At 55.4% G+C, this 16,862-nt stretch carries 12 protein-coding genes and 1 tRNA gene; 5 read left to right on the top strand and 8 right to left on the bottom strand.

Features of this window, described 5'->3' with window-relative positions; translation table 11 throughout:
• Positions 1-50 precede the first annotated feature (50 nt).
• Positions 51-3,038 carry a type I DNA topoisomerase gene (topA, locus tag QP888_RS02550; RefSeq protein WP_284811985.1) on the top strand — a complete coding sequence of 996 codons (2,988 nt, stop codon included), beginning with the start codon at positions 51-53 and terminating at the stop codon, positions 3,036-3,038.
• Positions 3,039-3,041: 3 nt separating this feature from the next.
• Here the strand turns inward: topA and QP888_RS02555 are convergent, their stop codons facing one another.
• Together QP888_RS02555 and QP888_RS02560 are read right to left on the bottom strand one after the other, a co-directional pair.
• Positions 3,042-4,391, bottom strand: coding sequence for a DUF418 domain-containing protein (locus QP888_RS02555; protein ID WP_284811986.1), 1,350 nt, complete (start codon positions 4,389-4,391; stop codon positions 3,042-3,044).
• A gap of 173 nt (positions 4,392-4,564) precedes the next feature.
• Positions 4,565-6,091 carry an adenylate/guanylate cyclase domain-containing protein gene (locus QP888_RS02560; RefSeq protein ID WP_284811987.1) on the bottom strand — a complete coding sequence of 509 codons (1,527 nt, stop codon included), beginning with the start codon at positions 6,089-6,091 and terminating at the stop codon, positions 4,565-4,567.
• Positions 6,092-6,143: 52 nt separating this feature from the next.
• On the opposite strand from QP888_RS02560, the gene QP888_RS02565 reads away from it, so the two are divergent.
• Positions 6,144-7,532, top strand: coding sequence for a DNA polymerase III subunit delta' (locus QP888_RS02565; RefSeq protein WP_350338220.1), 1,389 nt, complete (start codon positions 6,144-6,146; stop codon positions 7,530-7,532).
• A 141-nt stretch (positions 7,533-7,673) separates the two neighbouring features.
• Positions 7,674-7,749, top strand: a tRNA-Thr gene (locus tag QP888_RS02570).
• Positions 7,750-8,290: 541 nt separating this feature from the next.
• Here the strand turns inward: QP888_RS02570 and QP888_RS02575 are convergent.
• From QP888_RS02575 to QP888_RS02585, 3 genes are all read right to left on the bottom strand, one after another.
• Positions 8,291-9,127, bottom strand: coding sequence for an ATP-binding protein (locus QP888_RS02575; RefSeq protein ID WP_284811989.1), 837 nt, complete (start codon positions 9,125-9,127; stop codon positions 8,291-8,293).
• Positions 9,128-9,147: 20 nt separating this feature from the next.
• On the bottom strand, positions 9,148-9,876 hold the full coding sequence (locus QP888_RS02580) for an AlbA family DNA-binding domain-containing protein (protein WP_284811990.1): 729 nt from the start codon (positions 9,874-9,876) through the stop codon (positions 9,148-9,150).
• Positions 9,877-10,326: 450 nt separating this feature from the next.
• The gene (locus tag QP888_RS02585; protein ID WP_284811991.1) at positions 10,327-11,970 is read right to left on the bottom strand and encodes an AMP-binding protein; all 1,644 of its coding nucleotides are present in this window, start codon (positions 11,968-11,970) and stop codon (positions 10,327-10,329) included.
• Between the two features lie 275 nt (positions 11,971-12,245).
• Between QP888_RS02585 and QP888_RS02590 the strand changes: the two genes are divergently transcribed.
• Positions 12,246-13,397 (top strand): S-(hydroxymethyl)mycothiol dehydrogenase, encoded by a 1,152-nt coding sequence (locus tag QP888_RS02590; RefSeq protein ID WP_284811992.1) that lies wholly within the window; start codon positions 12,246-12,248, stop codon positions 13,395-13,397.
• A 5-nt stretch (positions 13,398-13,402) separates the two neighbouring features.
• The gene (locus QP888_RS02595) at positions 13,403-14,020 is read left to right on the top strand and encodes an MBL fold metallo-hydrolase (protein ID WP_284811993.1); all 618 of its coding nucleotides are present in this window, start codon (positions 13,403-13,405) and stop codon (positions 14,018-14,020) included.
• Positions 14,021-14,059: 39 nt separating this feature from the next.
• Here the strand turns inward: QP888_RS02595 and QP888_RS02600 are convergent, their stop codons facing one another.
• From QP888_RS02600 to rfbA, 3 genes are read right to left on the bottom strand one after another with little or no spacing between them, the layout of a single operon-like run.
• A complete protein-coding gene (locus QP888_RS02600; protein WP_284811994.1) occupies positions 14,060-14,929 on the bottom strand; it encodes a cytochrome c biogenesis CcdA family protein in 870 nt (289 codons plus the stop codon).
• Positions 14,930-14,946: 17 nt separating this feature from the next.
• Positions 14,947-15,891, bottom strand: coding sequence for a DsbA family protein (locus QP888_RS02605; protein ID WP_284811995.1), 945 nt, complete (start codon positions 15,889-15,891; stop codon positions 14,947-14,949).
• Between the two features lie 51 nt (positions 15,892-15,942).
• Positions 15,943-16,809, bottom strand: a complete 867-nt coding sequence (gene rfbA / locus QP888_RS02610) for a glucose-1-phosphate thymidylyltransferase RfbA (RefSeq protein ID WP_284811996.1) — start codon at positions 16,807-16,809, stop codon at positions 15,943-15,945.
• Positions 16,810-16,862 lie beyond the last annotated feature (53 nt).

Below are 16,862 nucleotides of genomic sequence, written 5' to 3' on the forward strand. Positions count from 1 at the left end.
AGCGCATTAGTACTCCGCACGCTAAATAAGCACGAAAGAGACGTGATCCCGTGGCAGGCAAGACGCTCGTTATCGTCGAGTCGCAAACCAAGGCGAAAAAAATCCAACCCTACCTGGGCAATGACTACGTGGTCGAAGCCTCCGTGGGGCATATTCGCGATCTGCCACGCGGAGCCGCTGACGTTCCCGCGAAATATAAAAAAGAGCCGTGGGCACGGCTGGGCGTGGATACCGACAACGGCTTTGGCGCGTTGTACGTAGTCAGCCCGGATAAAAAGAAAAAGGTCACGGACCTAAGAGCTAAGCTCAAGGATTGCTCCGAGCTGTATCTGGCCACAGACCCGGACCGTGAAGGTGAAGCCATCGCCTGGCACCTGTTAGAAGTGTTGAAACCAAAAGTTCCGGTGCGCCGAATGGTCTTCAACGAGATCACCAAATCTGCCATCTTGGAAGCCGCGAATAACACCCGCGAGCTAGACGAAGACCTCATCGATGCACAAGAAACCCGCCGTATCCTGGACCGCCTATACGGCTATGAGGTCTCGCCGGTGCTGTGGAAAAAGGTCATGCCACGGCTGTCGGCAGGCCGTGTGCAATCCGTGGCCACCCGCGTGATCGTCGAGCGCGAGCGCGAGCGCATGGCGTTTATCTCCGCGGATTATTGGGATCTTTCTGCCACCCTGAATACCGGTGCGGCAGACTCTGCCGAAAACCCCGCGACGTTTACAGCCCGCCTGGCCACCATCGACGGGCTACGTGTGGCGCAGGGACGTGATTTTGATGATCGTGGGCAGCTGAAAGGTTCGGCCACCGTCGTCGACAAGCAACAGGCCAACCGGCTTGCCGACGGCCTGCAGCAAGCACAACTCACCGTCACCGCCGTTGAACACAAGCCGTATACTCGCCGCCCGTACGCGCCGTTTATGACCTCCACGCTGCAGCAAGAAGCCGGCCGCAAGCTGCACTATAGCTCTGAGCGCACCATGCGTATCGCGCAGCGGCTCTACGAAAACGGTCACATCACCTATATGCGTACCGACTCGACCTCGCTGTCGCAGCAGGGGTTGTCTGCCGCCCGGAACCAGGCCACGGAGTTGTATGGCAGCGATTTCGTGGCGGATGCGCCGCGTCGTTATGACCGCAAAGTGAAAAATTCACAGGAAGCCCACGAGGCGATCCGCCCAGCTGGTGAGTCTTTCGCAACCCCTGGTGCGCTGCACAATCAGCTGGATACTGAGGAATTCAAGCTCTACGAGCTGATTTGGAAGCGCACGATCGCCTCACAGATGGCCGACGCCAAGGGGACGTCCATGAAGGTCACCATGGCGGGTACGGCCACCACCGGTGAACAGGCCGAATTACAGGCTAATGGACGTACCATCACCTTCCCCGGGTTCCTGCGGGCCTACGATGATGATTCTGCTGACAGCAGCGAAAAGCGTCTGCCGCAGCTGGATAAGGGCGATGGGCTGTCCGTCGACAAGCTCAGCGCAGAGGGCCACTCCACGAACCCACCAGCGCGCTACACGGAAGCGTCGTTGGTGAAAAAGATGGAAGAACAAGGCATTGGCCGCCCGTCAACGTATGCCTCGATCATCAAAACCATCAAAGACCGTGGTTACGTACACGCCCGCGGAAATGCGCTGGTGCCGTCGTGGGTGGCTTTCGCAGTGGTCGGCTTGCTGGAAAACAATTTTGCCCCACTGGTGGACTACGACTTCACCTCGTCGATGGAAGATGAGCTCGACCAGATTGCAACTGGCGAGCAAGACCGCACGGAGTGGTTGACTGATTTCTACTTCGGGAATGAAGCCGACAGCGAGGACGACAAAAACACCGCAGAATCCATCGCTCGCCATGGCGGGCTGAAATCGTTGATCGACGTTAACCTGGAAAAGATTGATGCGCGTGCGGTGAATTCGTTGCACCTTTTCGACGATGAGGAAGGCCGCGCTGTTGTCGTGCGCGTCGGCCGGTATGGACCGTATCTGGAGCGCCGCATCGGAACGGATGCCGATGGTGAGCCGGAGTATCAGCGCGCGAACCTGTCGGAATCGACGACCCCGGATGAGCTGAATCTGCAGATGGCAGAAAAGCTATTCGCCACCCCACAGGGTGGCCGCGAGCTGGGCGAAAACCCGGACAATGGTCGGATGATTGTCGCCAAAGAAGGCCGCTTCGGCCCGTATGTCACCGAACAAGTGCGTGACGACGAGCAAGAAAAAGCTGCCGCTGAGGCAGAAGAGATCATCCGCGAAGAACGCGCTGCCGAGGACGCGCAGCGCAAAGAAGAAGGAAAACGCGCGAAAAACTGGGACAGCAAAACCGCGGAGAAGCAAAAAGACAAGCGCATTACCGAGTTGGTGGAAGCCAAGCTGAAGCCAGCGACGGCGTCGTTATTCCAGTCGATGGAGCCTGCATCGGTCACGTTGGAAGAAGCACTGCGTTTGTTGTCGTTGCCGCGCGAGGTGGGCGTGGATCCGGCAGACGGAGAAATGATCACCGCGCAAAACGGTCGTTACGGTCCGTACTTGAAGAAGGGCTCGGATTCGCGCTCGTTGGCCGATGAAGAGCAGATTTTCTCTATTGATTTGGATGAGGCGCGCCGAATTTATGCTGAGCCGAAGCGACGCGGGCGTGCTGCTGCGCAGCCACCGTTGAAGAAGCTCGGCGATAACGACGTTTCCGGAAAACCGATGACGGTGAAAGACGGCCGTTTCGGTCCATACGTCACCGACGGCGAAACCAATGCGTCGTTGCGGAAGGGCGATAAGCCTGAAGCGATGACGGATGCGCGGGCGAATGAGCTGCTTTCTGAGCGCCGCGCCAAAGAAGCCGCTGGTGAAGTGGGCAAGAAGACCACCAAGAAAGCTGCAAAGAAGACAGCGGCGAAAAAGACTACAGCCAAGAAAACGACGGCCAAGAAAACGACCAAAAAAGCTGCGAAGAAGGCTGTGAAGAAAACGGCTAAAAAGACCACGAAAAAGCCTTCACCAGGAACGAAAAATGTGGTGAAGGCGGGTTCGCGGCGGAGCTAAGCGCTACGGGCTCGGAGTTTCAGCCGCTAAGCGTGCGCGCTGTTGCTGCTGAGACTCCAAGCGCGGACGCGAGCCTGGCCCGTAGCCGAGACGCCGGTGCACGATTTCCAAGGGGCCGTTCCACCCCAATGCCTCCCACAGCCAGGCCAGCAGCAGGGTGGCCAACCAGACCGCGAAGGCAATGACGATCAACCCGGTGACTGTTTGGCCTTCTACCAAGTTCAACGTGAATGGCAGCACCAGGACCACGAAGAACACTGATTGCGCGACATAGCCCGACATCGAGTGCTTACCCAGGGCGATGAATGGGCGCAATAGAAATGGCACATGCTGGGTTGCTGCATAGTGTTTTTGTACACCGTTGCATCCCAATGCAATAGCAGCAAGGATGCCCGGGCCGGTGAAGATGCCAAAGAAAGTATTTGCCGTCATCAGCGGGGTGGCCATATCCGGGTTGACAATTCCCAGTTCTGCCAGCCCCCACGGCAGGCCAATGCCGAAGCAAATCAGTGCAGCGATTACTGCCCACACCACTAATTCTTTTCGATGCGCGTCGACGTCGGCAAGCACACCACGGCGTGCCCACACAAAGCCCAACAGAATTACCGGAAGCAGCGTGAACGCGACGAAAATTGCTGCAAACGGTGCGAGTACCGCCACAACCAGGTTATCGAGCACATATTCGCCGTAATGCGCGGTTGGCTCGGTATTTGCCCACAACCCACCGGAGAACGGGCCCGCATCATCGAATAACGGTGACTCAATGCTGGCCACCACAGCAAGACCGCCTGCCAGTGCGTTGAGCGCGAATAATACGCCGATGATCCAACCTAAAGTCTTGTTACGCAGTGACAACATCGTCGCGACGATTAATCCCATGATGCCGTAAGAGAACATGATGTCGCCGAAAAACAAGAACACGATGTGGGCTAGACCGAATAGAGCGAGGAAGAAGTACCGACGGAGAATAATGTGCCGGGCGCGGGGAAGGGGGAAGGACTTCTTCCACAAGCTGATGGTGATCAAACCGATGCCGAAGCCGAGCAGTGTGGAAAACATGGGTAGACCACGCACGTGCACAAACATCGCAGAAAAAATCGTGCCGATGGCATCCACGAGCGATCCGTCCACGTAGCCGCCGAAATACGACGGTGTGGCGTGCTGAGCCTGCTGGCTTGGGTTATCGATGATCCATGCCGTTTGTATGTTTGCCAGTGCGATGCCGAGCAACGCGATACCGCGGGCAAAATCAGGGGCGATCATGCGTGGGGTAGGCGATGGCGGGTTCTGCGGTGCCGGGTTTTCCGGCGGTGGGGTACTTGTTTGCGGGTGTGGTGCAGGCTGATTCTGCATAAAGGCTCCCAGCGTGGGTACTTCAGAGTTGAGTATTTCGGCGCCATCCAAGCGCTAAAGGTAGGTTAGCAAAACCACGATTAACCGAGACGGTCAACCGTAAAGGGCAGCGGCGTCGGCGGGAGCGGCGTCGGCAAGTACAATCCCGACAAGCACAACCCCGACAAGTACCGCTAGGAACGATCCGCCAACGTCGCACGTACAGGACGAGCCAGTTGTGTCATTTCGCCTCGCCCGCGCAGCTCGATGGATTTCAGGAATGTCCAGCGGGCTTGTTCTACTTCGTTGGCTCCGCGCAGGGTGGCGGCGTTGGTGAGAATTTGGCCGGGGGTATCTTTGGCCAATTCGGTCAGGCGGGCGGCCTGGTTTACGGCGTCGCCGATGACGGTGTATTCGAAACGGTCCGAACCACCGATGTGCCCGGCGACGACGTGTCCGGCGGCCACGCCGATTCCTGCGTGTAGTTCCAGGCCTTTCAGCTCTTCGCGCAGTTCGCGGGCGGCCTGCAGGGCAAGCGAATTCGCGTCCGTGAGCTGCAGTGGCGCACCGAACACAGCGAGCGCGGCATCGCCTTGAAATTTGTTGATGATTCCCCGGTTGCGGTGCACACATTCGACGACGCGCTCGAAAAACTGGTTGAGCTCATCGACGACTTCTTCCGGGGTGTGGCTCACGGCAAACGTCGTTGAGCCGATCACGTCGACGAACAACACCGCGACTTCGCGATCTTCTCCACCGAGCTCTGGCCGTTCCTCCAAGGCCTTGGTAGCAACTTCCGTGCCCACATAGCGGCCGAAAATATCGCGCACACGCTCACGCTCGCGCAGGCCTTTCATCATTTCGTTGAAACCAGCTTGCAGCACGCCCATCTCGGATCCGTCGTAAATATCGACAGCCACATTGGATTCGCCACGGCGCACGCGGTTGATGGCGTCTTGTAGTTCTTTGATCGGGTCGATCACACTCATCATCGCGAACATGGTGCCGGTCAGGCCGGTGACGATGCCGGTGGCCGCCATGAGCAGTACAGGCGGGATCAAATCGGCTGCGTTATCAGTGAAATAATCCGCCTGGTGGGCGAAGAGCAGCAGCACAATACCTAGAATCGGCACGCCGGTGGTCATCACCCAGGTGGTTAACAGCCGCACCTTAATGGGGGGTTCCAGGGTGGAATCTTCGAAACGGCGGGCGAGGGCTTCGGCTGCAACCGGGCGCACCAGGCGCTCAGCTTGGAGGTAGGTGATCAGGATGGTGATCATTCCGGTCAGGGACGTAGCCACCGCGACCACTAGCCCCAAACGTGCCGCATAATTACCAGCGAGGATCGTGGCCACCAAAATACCGATGATCCACACAAATGCCGCCACCCCAGCCTGGTAGACTGGTATCCGCATCACCAGGTAACGCACCATATTCCGGTCGTGCTGTTCTGGGTGCCGCTGCCAATCTAGGACGGGCCGGAACAGCAAATAAGTCGCAGTCATGCCGACGAGAATCGCGAATACTAAATATGCGATGCTGATGGACAAAAGGTTGGGGGTTGCTTGCGTGAAATCCTCGATTTCCGGCATGGGGATGAAGAATCTCACGAACAGCATCACCGCGATGGCGCCGGTGATGTTGGCGCCGAGTACTGCGGTAGCAAACAGTGGCCATGAGGTGCCCCACAGCCACTTGATGCCACGCAGAAATCTGTTCATAACTAACTACAATAACTGTCGACTGCCCGGCTAGACTAGTGGCGTGAATTATATGCGAGCCGCTTCGGCAACCGCCGACACACCTGCAGCCGCAACACCTGCAACATCTGTCACAAACGGCACAGATTCTGGATTTGCGGTCACCATCGCAGACCGCCTGCGGGACCACCCCCGCGTGCAGGAAACCATCATGGCTGCTGCGCGTGCAGCCGCGCAGACCGCTGCGATTCAGCGGCGGGGCGGCACACACAATGCGCTTGCCGAGGCATCAGCACAGACGCAATCACAAGGCCGAGACCATGCCCACGCCCATGCTGGAGCCCAAGCGCAAGACCAAACCCATGCGATGTCCCACGCGTGGTTATTTACCGGTCCGCCGGGGGCGGGCCGTTCCACCACAGCGTTGAACTTTGCTGCTGCGCTGCTCTGTGAAACCCCGGGCGCCTATGGCTGTGGTGAATGCCAAGCCTGTCGTACAGCGATGACGGGCAAGCACACCGATGTTGTCCACGTCGTACCCCAGGAATTATCCATCGGTGTGGATTTCGTGCGCGATAACGTTGTCTCTTCTGCTGCCAAGCGTCCCACGGTTGGCGCCTGGCGTGTGGTGATTTTCGAAGACGCGGACCGGCTGACCGACGGTGCCGCCAATGCACTACTGAAGACGATTGAGGAACCGCCCGCGCACACCGTGATCATTCTGTGTGCGCCGTCGACCGACCCAGAGGATTTCCCGCAGACGCTGTGTTCCCGCTGCCGCCACTTGTACGTGCCGGCGTTACCGGTGGACACGATTGTGCAGATGCTTGTCGACGAAGGCGCGAGCGAAAACCATGCCCGGTTGGCGGCGCATACTTCGTTGCGTCACGTTGGCCGCGCCCGCAAGTTGGTCAACACCCCGGCGATCCAGCAGCGGCGTGCGCAAGCAATCAACCTCGCGGAAGCTATCTTTCACGAATCCGGGGGTTTCCAGGCCGTCGGACAGCTGGTCAAAGCTGTAGAAAAAGAAGCTAAGGAAAGCTACGCCGAGGCGGATGAGGCGGAAAAAGAACGCCTGCGCAATGCTTTGGGTATGGGGGCGAAAGGTAAAGGTACTCAGAAATCCGTCGCGGGTGGTGCGGGTGATTTACGCGAGTTGGAAAAGCAACAGAAGAAACGACAAACGCGGCGTTTGCGGGATGTGCTGGATCTTGCCTTGGTGGATCTGGCTGGGATCTACCGGGACGCGCTGATGATAAAGCTGGGCGCACAGGTGGATCTGACACATCCGGATTTTCAGCCGCTGGCATCTGAGTTGGCTGAGCATGTGGATGAAGCGGGGCTGGTGGAATGCCAGGATGCGATTAGTCATTACCGCGAGCTTTTAGGCTTTAACGTCTCGCCGCAGATTGCTTTCGACGGGCTGGTGGGGCGTTTGCGCTGCGCATACCGGGTGCACTAACTGTTGCAGCCTCGCTGGTGTGGCGGTGTTAGTCCTGCCGTTTTTCATTGACGGCGACTATCGGCTAGAATGCCAGTGTTGCTGTGATTGTGCAGGAAGCCCGCTATGCGGGAATCTTTCACGATTCCACACAAGCAACGTGCCATCTTAGCTCAGTCGGTAGAGCAGCTCCCTCGTAAAGAGCAGGTCAAGGGTTCGATTCCCTTAGATGGCTCCACTACTTCAACTCTTATTCCGCAGTGATTTTGTTGATCTGTGTAGCATGGGGGATCGGCGCAAATACATCAGTTTTCCATCTTTCAGCGGAAGCGCGGCCATTGACGATAATGCGAAGGCTGGAACAAAAGCCGAAATATTTTTGTGAGATTGATAACAGTTTTGATACAGTGGCATCGACAGTGAAGGGGGAGATGTTGCAGGTGCAGAAAGTGCTCGATTTTTTTGGGTTCACTTCACGTACCGAAGGCTCAAATGACCAGCGAAGAAAATACGTCTTCGACGACTTGAGACCATCTCTCAGAGCTCTGGTCATAGTGGTATCGCTGGGGCTAGCATTCCTTGTGGGATACATATCTCATCTTATTAATGTCAGTGCGTGTGGCTATAAGCTTATTCCTTTCTGGCTATTTCTACTTTCTTTTGCGGTTCTCATGAGACTAGGAATTCGATTTTGCTTGTTTCTTGAACAAAGAAAAATGGGAGAATGAAACCTTCAAGCAGGCTGCTTCCCTTAATGCACTTGATGGGGTGCAGCTTGGTTATCCTTTGGTGGATCGATCTATACGATAACGCGTAGAGCGCTGTCCTTGTCGACGTTCCATCAGCACGATTCCGGCTGCTTGTAGTTGTTTGAGTGCATACCGAATTTGGCCAGGACTGAGTTCTGGTATTGCCTCTACCAGCTCGGGAAATCTCATTGGTACCTGGTTTAGCTGAGCGATGATAGCTGCGGTATTCGTGCCGTGCACTGATGAAAAATCTGACGTTCTACGCTGCTGCGTACCTTTATCCCGTGGTGTCTCGTGTGAAGTATCTCGCGGACGAAGTACCCCGTCTTGGTAGGAAGCTAGCTTGAGTGAGCCTAGTTCTGTGAGAAGATCATCTGCTTCGGACTGCCCGAGTGGGGCAAATTGCTTCCGCATTTGTCCTATTGACCAAGTCTCGCCTTGTGCTAATGAAAGCAGTAATTCCATTTGAATAAGTGAGAGTTCTTGGTTATTTGCGAGTTTTTGCGCGTGCTGGCGTTGTTCCGCGGATAATCGAGGCTGTCTACGAAAAATTACTTTGAATTGTGCGCCGTTATCGAAAAATTGTGGACGAGTAAGATTGCTATCTCGGCAAGCTCGCAAGATTTCGGCGATGCCACCACCTTCCCCTTCGATCACCGAGCTGCCGTCTGAAGTCTTGACGTGGCGCATGAGGTCATACAAACGTTGGTTGACTGCAGATTTTGCCAGGTCTGGGCTTGTTAATTGTTCGATGCTGAGTCCATGAAGCCCACCTGGGTTGGTGATGATGAGACGTTCACGAGTTAATCGGATTTCTACGCTTTTACTACCACCTAACGAGGCAGCGCTGAGATCGCGGTGAACCAACGCATTGGCTATCGTTTCTCTTATTGCGCACAGTGGAAATTCGCTACGTTTTTCATATGTCCACTGGTTTGATATTCGTCGATGGTGTCTGCATTGCGCGCTACCCACGCAACTGCATCTTCCAAAAGATCTGGAACAGCACCCTCAAAAGTTTCGATATTACGGTTTCGTGGTCCACCAAATCCTTCTGGCATTCGCACTGCGGCTGTAACTCGTAAAGCCGGCTCGGCCGCTTGTGGGAAAAATCCGAGCCCGTACAGGCCAGAAACACTTAATGTACCGTCGGGAAGAATAACTTTCAGGGTACGTAGCAAATCCGTATCATTAACTACCTGGGACAAACGCCGAGAATACTGGCGAACTTCTGCTATATATCGTGAAGTTAATTCACTGTTCAAATCAGCGCGAGTAGTGCCAGGTACCGGTTCAGAATCTGTTTCGTGGCTTCTTGCTGCTATGAGTGATGCATTCCGGATTAGCTGCAAATCGTTCGCGTTCATTTCATAATCGCCATCGCTTTGCCTCAGATATGCTTTGCCACGGTATCTGGCCGGTTTCTGCTCAGGTGATAGCGGATTTACGGTTATGGCTACCACGTTTTTGCCATCGATAGGGACAATGTCTGAGAAAATTTGTGGTGCCGGGTCGATGCTGTTTCGTGTTTGGGTTGTCACAGCCTTGATTATTTTTGCTGGCTCATTTATTCCAGTGACACTGAAGTTTGTGCCTTCATCGACACCGAGCAGCACCGTCCCATTTCACACTGTAAAGGGTACAGTCACAGTGTGAAAGTGTCTAGCGCTCTCAGGGTGTTTTTGCACTGTTGTTTTGTATTGTTTCAGTGTTGGTGCCGGGATAATAACTTGGTGGTCTGACCAGTGTTTTTGTGACTGCAGATGTCTTCCGCGAAAGTGAATATTCCGATTAGCGAGTGACAATATGCCATTGATAGACCCTAAAATCAGGTCACAGTGTAAAAGGACAGTGTAAAACTGGCTTATATTGTGAAACGCACACTGTGAATCACAGTCTGAAAATTGCAGTCTGGAAACTGCACTGTGGCTCCGCAGCGTGAGCTTGGTACGGGCCGCGGCCGCGATGGCAGGGCCCGCTATAGCAAGCAGAAACCTCTAGCTAGCGGAGTTAGCTAGCAAGCCCATCATCACCAGCGGCGCCCCGTTACTAGCAGCGAGCGGGTTTTAAGCCGACAGCTTGCGGGGTATTACTTTGCCGGTCGCGTTACGTGGCAATTCATCGACGAAGTGCACGTCGCGTGGCACGGAATGCTCCGCTAACCGGGTACGCACCCATTCGCGGACATCGTCGGCAGAAATTTCCGGCCCGTCTGGATCTTTCACGATCCAGGCCGCGATGCGGCTAAATGTCTCGTCGTCGTCGACGCCCTTGGAATAGTGATCAGCAATGCCCGGCATAGTATCGAGCACGTTATCCACCGACGATGGGTAGACGTTTTCGCCGCCAACGATGATCATTTCGTCGGCACGACCCAGAACGTGCAGCATGCCGTTGCTGTCGATATAGCCGAGGTCTCCGATGGACTGCAGCATGCCGACGCGATCGAGTTTGTGCTTCGGGTTGGTATAACCAACCATTGTGGTCGCGTTGCGCAGATAGACTTTGCCAACTTCACCACGCGGTAGTTCTTTGCCGTTATCGTCGAGGATCTTCAGCAATGTGCCGTTGGCGACGGCACCACCGATAGTCGCGTCTTCCGCAATCTGCTGGGCAGTGGCTGCGCTGGCCAAGGTGAGTTCTGTGGAGCCGTAAATATTGGCCAGGATAGGCCCGAAGCGCTTGATGGTATCCGCCGCGACCTGTGGAGATAGTGCGTGGCCGGAGGAAGCGATGACGTTGAGCGAAGAGGCGTCATAATCCCAGGTGTTGTCGAGGGCAACCATCGACTTATAAAACACCGGTGAGGAAATGAGCACTTCACAGCGGTGTTCCTGGATATCGTTCAGGCAGGCTTCGGCGTCGAAAATCCGGCGGGTGATGACAGTCGAACGCAGCGCAAAGGCGATATTGAGCATTGCCCAGCCCCAGGTGTGGAAGATCGAGGCAGTCATCTGCACGTTTTGGCCAACTTCCCACGGTATGGCGTCCAGGATCGTCGTCAATACCGTGGGCAGCTTTGGTTCCGGGCGGGCAATGCCCTTGGGTACTCCGGTGGTGCCGGATGACATGAGCACGATGTTGCCGTGCTTGGGAAAGCGTGGCAGTTTCACATCGGTGCGGCGGTGAACGATCTCAGATAATACTGGGTGCTCGCCTGTCTCCTCACCACCTTCGTGGGCGATGACGACGTGTAGGCCGTCTGCGGCAGTGGAACCAGCTGCTGGCAGACGGTCAGCGAATTCACTGTCGATGACAAGCACGTTGATGTCATTTTCTTCGATGCACCCGGCAAGCTGTTCAGGCGAGGAACCGATATTGAGCAAAAATAGCGTCGCTCCCGCGTATCCCTTGGAGATCAATGGGGTGACGATACCGCGACCATTGCGGGCCATGATGCCCAAGCGGATCTCCTCGACGGGCAACTGGTGCAGGTACCGAGCGAAATTTTTGCTCTGTGTTTGCAGGTCGCGGTAGCTAAGGGCACCGTCGTCGTCGATAAGAGCGGTGCGGTCCGGTGACACTAGGGCTGCTTGTTCGATCTCACGGGCGGTGGTTAGCCAATAGCGGGCGAAAATGCCAGGGCTGTGCACAAGCGCGGGGATACCCAGTTGCGGTGCGATGATGCCGGACTTCCACAGATCGGGAATGAGCTTTGCTAGCCCTTTGCCGTTGATGGCGAGGTATTCCAGCCGGTCGCGCAAAGACACAAAATCACACCTTTAATAATCAGCTTGTCGGGAATAATATATATCCATGGCGCACGCCGAGGCTCTGCGAGCACCAGGTGGTTACAGGGGCCTAACTAATGGCCAGGATAATAGTTTCTGCTTGGAAAATTACACTACAACTATCGCCACATTAGTGACAATTCGTTACAGATTGCAGGCCGGAGGATTTGGTGCGACTCCGGATGGCTGCAGCAAAGATGGCACGGCACATTCCGATTGGTGACGGAACAACAAACACAGGTAATATTGTTGGCATGACACATAGTGAAGCTCTTATAGAAGACCAGAAAAACACCTCTGCTGGCCAATTCCAGCAAACCGTGAAGGGCGTCATCGCGCGTTCGAAGGGTGCAGAAGTCGAGACCGTCGACATTGTTATCCCAGCTCCTGGCGCACATGATGTCGTTGTCGCCGTGAAAACGTGTGGTATCTGCCATACTGATTTGGCTTACCGCGATGGTGACATCGAAGATGCCTACCCATTCCTGTTGGGCCACGAAGCTACTGCAGTCGTCGAATCCGTCGGTAGCGAAGTTTCCCACGTTAAAGTTGGCGACACCGTCGTACTGAACTGGCGCGCTGTGTGCGGCGAATGCCGGGCCTGCAAGAAGGGTCAGCCACGTTACTGCTTCGATACCCACAATGCTTCCAAGCCAATGACGCTTGCCGACGGCACCGAGCTCACCGCAGCGTTGGGTATCGGCGCTTTGGCAGAAAAGACACTGGTACACGAAGGGCAGTGCACCGTGATTGATTCGGAGGCCGACGCGGCTGCTTCTGGCTTGCTGGGCTGCGGCGTTATGGCGGGCCTCGGATCGGCCGTGAATACCGGTGAAGTTGCTCGTGGTGAATCCGTGGCTGTTTTCGGCGTCGGTGGCGTCGGCATGGCAGCTATCGCTGGTGCCAGCTTGGTGGGCGCACGCACAATTATTGCGGTGGACCTGGATGCTCAGAAGCTCGAGCGTGCCCGCGAAGAATTCGGTGCGACCCACACGGTGAATGCCAGTGGCAAATCGGAAGAAGAAGTTATTGAAGCAGTCCGCGAGCTTACCGACGGCTTTGGTCCTGATGTCACCATCGATGGTGTAGGTATCCCAGCTACTACCCGACAAGCTTTCTATTCTCGTGATCTTGCCGGACGCATGGTCATGGTGGGTGTTCCTGGTCCAGATTCGAAATTCGAGATTCCAGCGATTGATTTCTTCTCTCGCGGTGGCGCGTTGAAGCCATCCTGGTACGGCGATTGCCTGCCAGAGCGTGACTTCCCGTTGTACGCTGATTTGGCTAAGCAGGGACGTTTCCCACTGGACAAATTCGTTGATGAACGCATTACTCTGAATGATGTAGAGAAAGCATTCGCAACCATGAAGGCAGGCAAAGTCCTGCGCAGCGTAGTAGAGGTGTAACACACATGCGTATTGACCATCTAGTGACTTCTGGAAAGTTCAAACTCGGCGGCAATGAATGGGACGTCGACAACAACGTCTTCATCGTCGGCGACCAGGATTGCTGGATTATCGACCCTTCGCATGAATTCGATACCATCGTCGGTGCCGTGGAAAACCGCAACGTCAAAGGCATTATTTTGACGCATGGTCACAGCGATCACGTCGATATTGCCCCGCAGGTCGCGGATCATTTCGGGGTGGAAATGTACATGCACCCAGATGATGAGATGCTGTGGGAAGAAGCCAACGGCGATCGTTCATTCGCCCGTCTTGCCGACGGCGACACCTTCGACGTAGAAGGCAGCACGCTGAAGGTTCTGCACACCCCGGGACACTCGCCAGGTTCCTGTGTGTTGTACTGCGAAGACGAAGCAAAGATCTTTGCCGGCGATACCCTGTTTTCTGGTGGTCCGGGTGCCACCGACAAGAAGTACTCGGATTTCGGGACTATCATTGAGTCGCTGAAATCCAAGGTATTCACCCTGCCGGACGAGACCACTGTCATGCCAGGGCATGGTGATTTCACCACTGTAGGAGAGGAATTCTCCCACCTGGATGAATACATCGAGCGCGGTTACTAAAACAGTTAAGTCAAAGCCGCAATCGCGTCCAGAGGACGCTTAGCGAGAGTGAGAGGCGTCAGCAGCTGAAGATTCAGTGTTGCTGGCGTCTTTTTCGTGGTTGTCGTCTTTTTTCCGTAGCCCCATGAACAACACGATGACGATGAGCACGACGATGGCGATGATGACCAACGTCAGGTCAGACAAGTTTGCGAACTGCATGGCCCATTCTTGGATGCGTGCCTGGGTATCGGTACTCAGCGGCCCACCCCAGGCCGAGGTGCCGTGGCTGATGATAAACAGCACACCGATGGCGATGAACAGCGCACCGGAAATCATGGACACCAGATGCGTGGTGAAAGGGCCGATTGTGATGGGTTTCGGGCGCATCTTGGAACCCAGATCCAGCTTTTCCCACAACAGCGCCAGGATGAACAGTGGGATGGCCATGCCGACGGCATATGCTGCCATAATCGCTGCGCCATACCAGACAGAGGCGGAAACCGCGGCGGTGGTCAGCACAGCGCCTAGCAGAGGACCGGCGCAGAACCCGGCGAAGCCATAAACTGCGCCTAAGAAAAACACTGCGCCGGGGCCGGACCCTTTGGCTTTCGATGACAAATTAGAAAACGGCAGATTGAATCCGCCGCCAAAGAATGTGTAAATACCAAGTGCGATAATGATGATTCCGCCGACCAGGATGATTGTCGAGCGATGATCAACCATGAATGCGCCAATACTGCCGACACCGGCACCGATGGGCACCAGAACAGCGATCAGCCCGGCCAAAAAAATCAGGGTTTTGAAGACCAGGTGGCGCAGTGAATCAAAAGCATAAGCAAAAAACGCTGGAAGCAAAAGCGCTGAGCACGGGCTGATGAGTGACAGTACACCGGCAAGCAGTGCACCGAACAGACCTACCTCAATCATTTATCGGGCCTACCTTCCTACTGGGAGTCGGGGCGAGGAACAGTGCCATCAGCGACCTTCGCCAATTGGCGGTAGATCTCGTCTTCGAAAGCTTCGTAGGGGTGTGCACCGGCAATGAAACGGTCGCCGACAATAAATGCCGGGGTACCACGCATACCGATCGACGATGCGTACTGCAACGCTTGGCGCACCACATCGCGGTACTGTTCGTTTTCGATTTCCGAGCGGAATTGCTCTACATCTTCGATGCCGGCTTCTTCGGCAAAGCGTACGTAGTCGTCCACGTCGTAGCTTGGGTGGCCACCGGACTGATTGTTGTAGGTGTTGTTGTACAGAACGTCATGGAACTCGTAGAACTTTCCTTGCTTGCCTGCGGCGCGTCCGGCTTGCGCACCGGTTTCGGCGTGAGGTCCATTGACTGGCAAGTCATTCCATTCGATACGGAGCAAACCGGTATCGACGAATTTTTCCTTCAGTTTCGACGCCGTTTCTACCGCATAACGGGTGCAGAAGGGGCATTCAAAGTCTGAGAACTCGGAGAGCACGACGGGGGCATCAAGCGCGCCCACCGCGAAGGGATCTTCGGCATTACGACGGTGCACATTCAAGATGTCGTCGTTCGAGGTGATCTCTTTACCAGGTCCGATGATGGTGGCATCCGGGGACTCTGGTTTTGCGAAATTGGTTCCGGGTTCTACTTTTTCGGCGAGTTCGCGGGCTTTTTCTGGGGAGTATTCGCCGTTATGGGAAGCGGCGTCGGAGCCAGAATTAGTAGAGCTAGAATTAGCTGAATCTGGGGCTTGTGGGCCATGGACCGCATCCTGGTCACTTGCACTCGGAGAATCGTCGTCGCTAGAGCGAACCACGGCGACAACAACGAGTACAGCCAGCGCCACTACCAGGGCGATTAACGTCCACAGCAGCGCGGGCTTGCGCTGGAAAGCGTTACATGAAGAGGACATGTCAACCTTCGTCTATCGGGAACTGACAGGCGGGTTGGGCCTGCGAGCACATTAATCTTCTCTGGCTGCACGTTCTAAATAAGAGCCATAGCCAGATTTGATTAATGGTTGCGCTAAGTCCAACAACGCTTGTGCACTAATAAATCCCTCACGGTAGGCAGAAACTTCCGGTGAACCGATGATGGTGCCGGTGCGTTTTTGCAAAACCTCTACGTACGCTGCGGCTTCGGACATAGAATCCACGGTTCCTGTGTCTAACCACACATCGCCGCGTTGCATCCGCTGCACGGATAATTGCCCCCGATTGAGGTATTCCTCGTTGATCGCGGTGATCTCTAATTCGCCGCGTGCCGACGGCGTGATGGATTTAGCGATCTCGATGACAGAATTGTCATAAAAATACAGGCCGACGACCGCATATGGTGAGACCGGGTGGGCCGGCTTTTCTTCGATAGACAGCGCTCGACCTGCAGGGGAAAATTCGACGACGCCGTAGCGCTGCGGATCAGCGACTTCGTAGGCGAAAATAATGCCCCCTTCCGGGTCATGGCACTGTGGAAGCGCTCCGGAAAATCCGTGGCCATCGAATATATTATCGCCGAGCACCAAAGCGACGTCGTCGTCACCAATAAAATCTTCGCCGATCAAAAATGCCTGGGCGAGTCCCTCTGGATGGGGCTGGATCGCATAATCCAGCATTAATCCCCACTGTGAGCCGTCGCCAAGCAAGCGCTGAAAAGCAGGAGCATCCTGCGGGGTGGTGATGATCAAGATTTCGCGAATCCCGGCCTGGATCAGTGTCGACAAAGGGTAGTAGATCATCGGTTTGTCGTAGATCGGCATGAGCTGTTTCGAAATTCCCTGTGTAATGGGGTACAGCCGCGTGCCAGAACCGCCGGCGAGGATGATGCCTTTCATAGCCACCTATGTTGCCAGATTGCAGAGTTATCTTTCTGCGGCCCGGCCGGATC

Origin of the sequence: Corynebacterium sp. MSK297 (assembly GCF_030232885.1) — a bacterium.
Taxonomy (GTDB): domain Bacteria; phylum Actinomycetota; class Actinomycetes; order Mycobacteriales; family Mycobacteriaceae; genus Corynebacterium.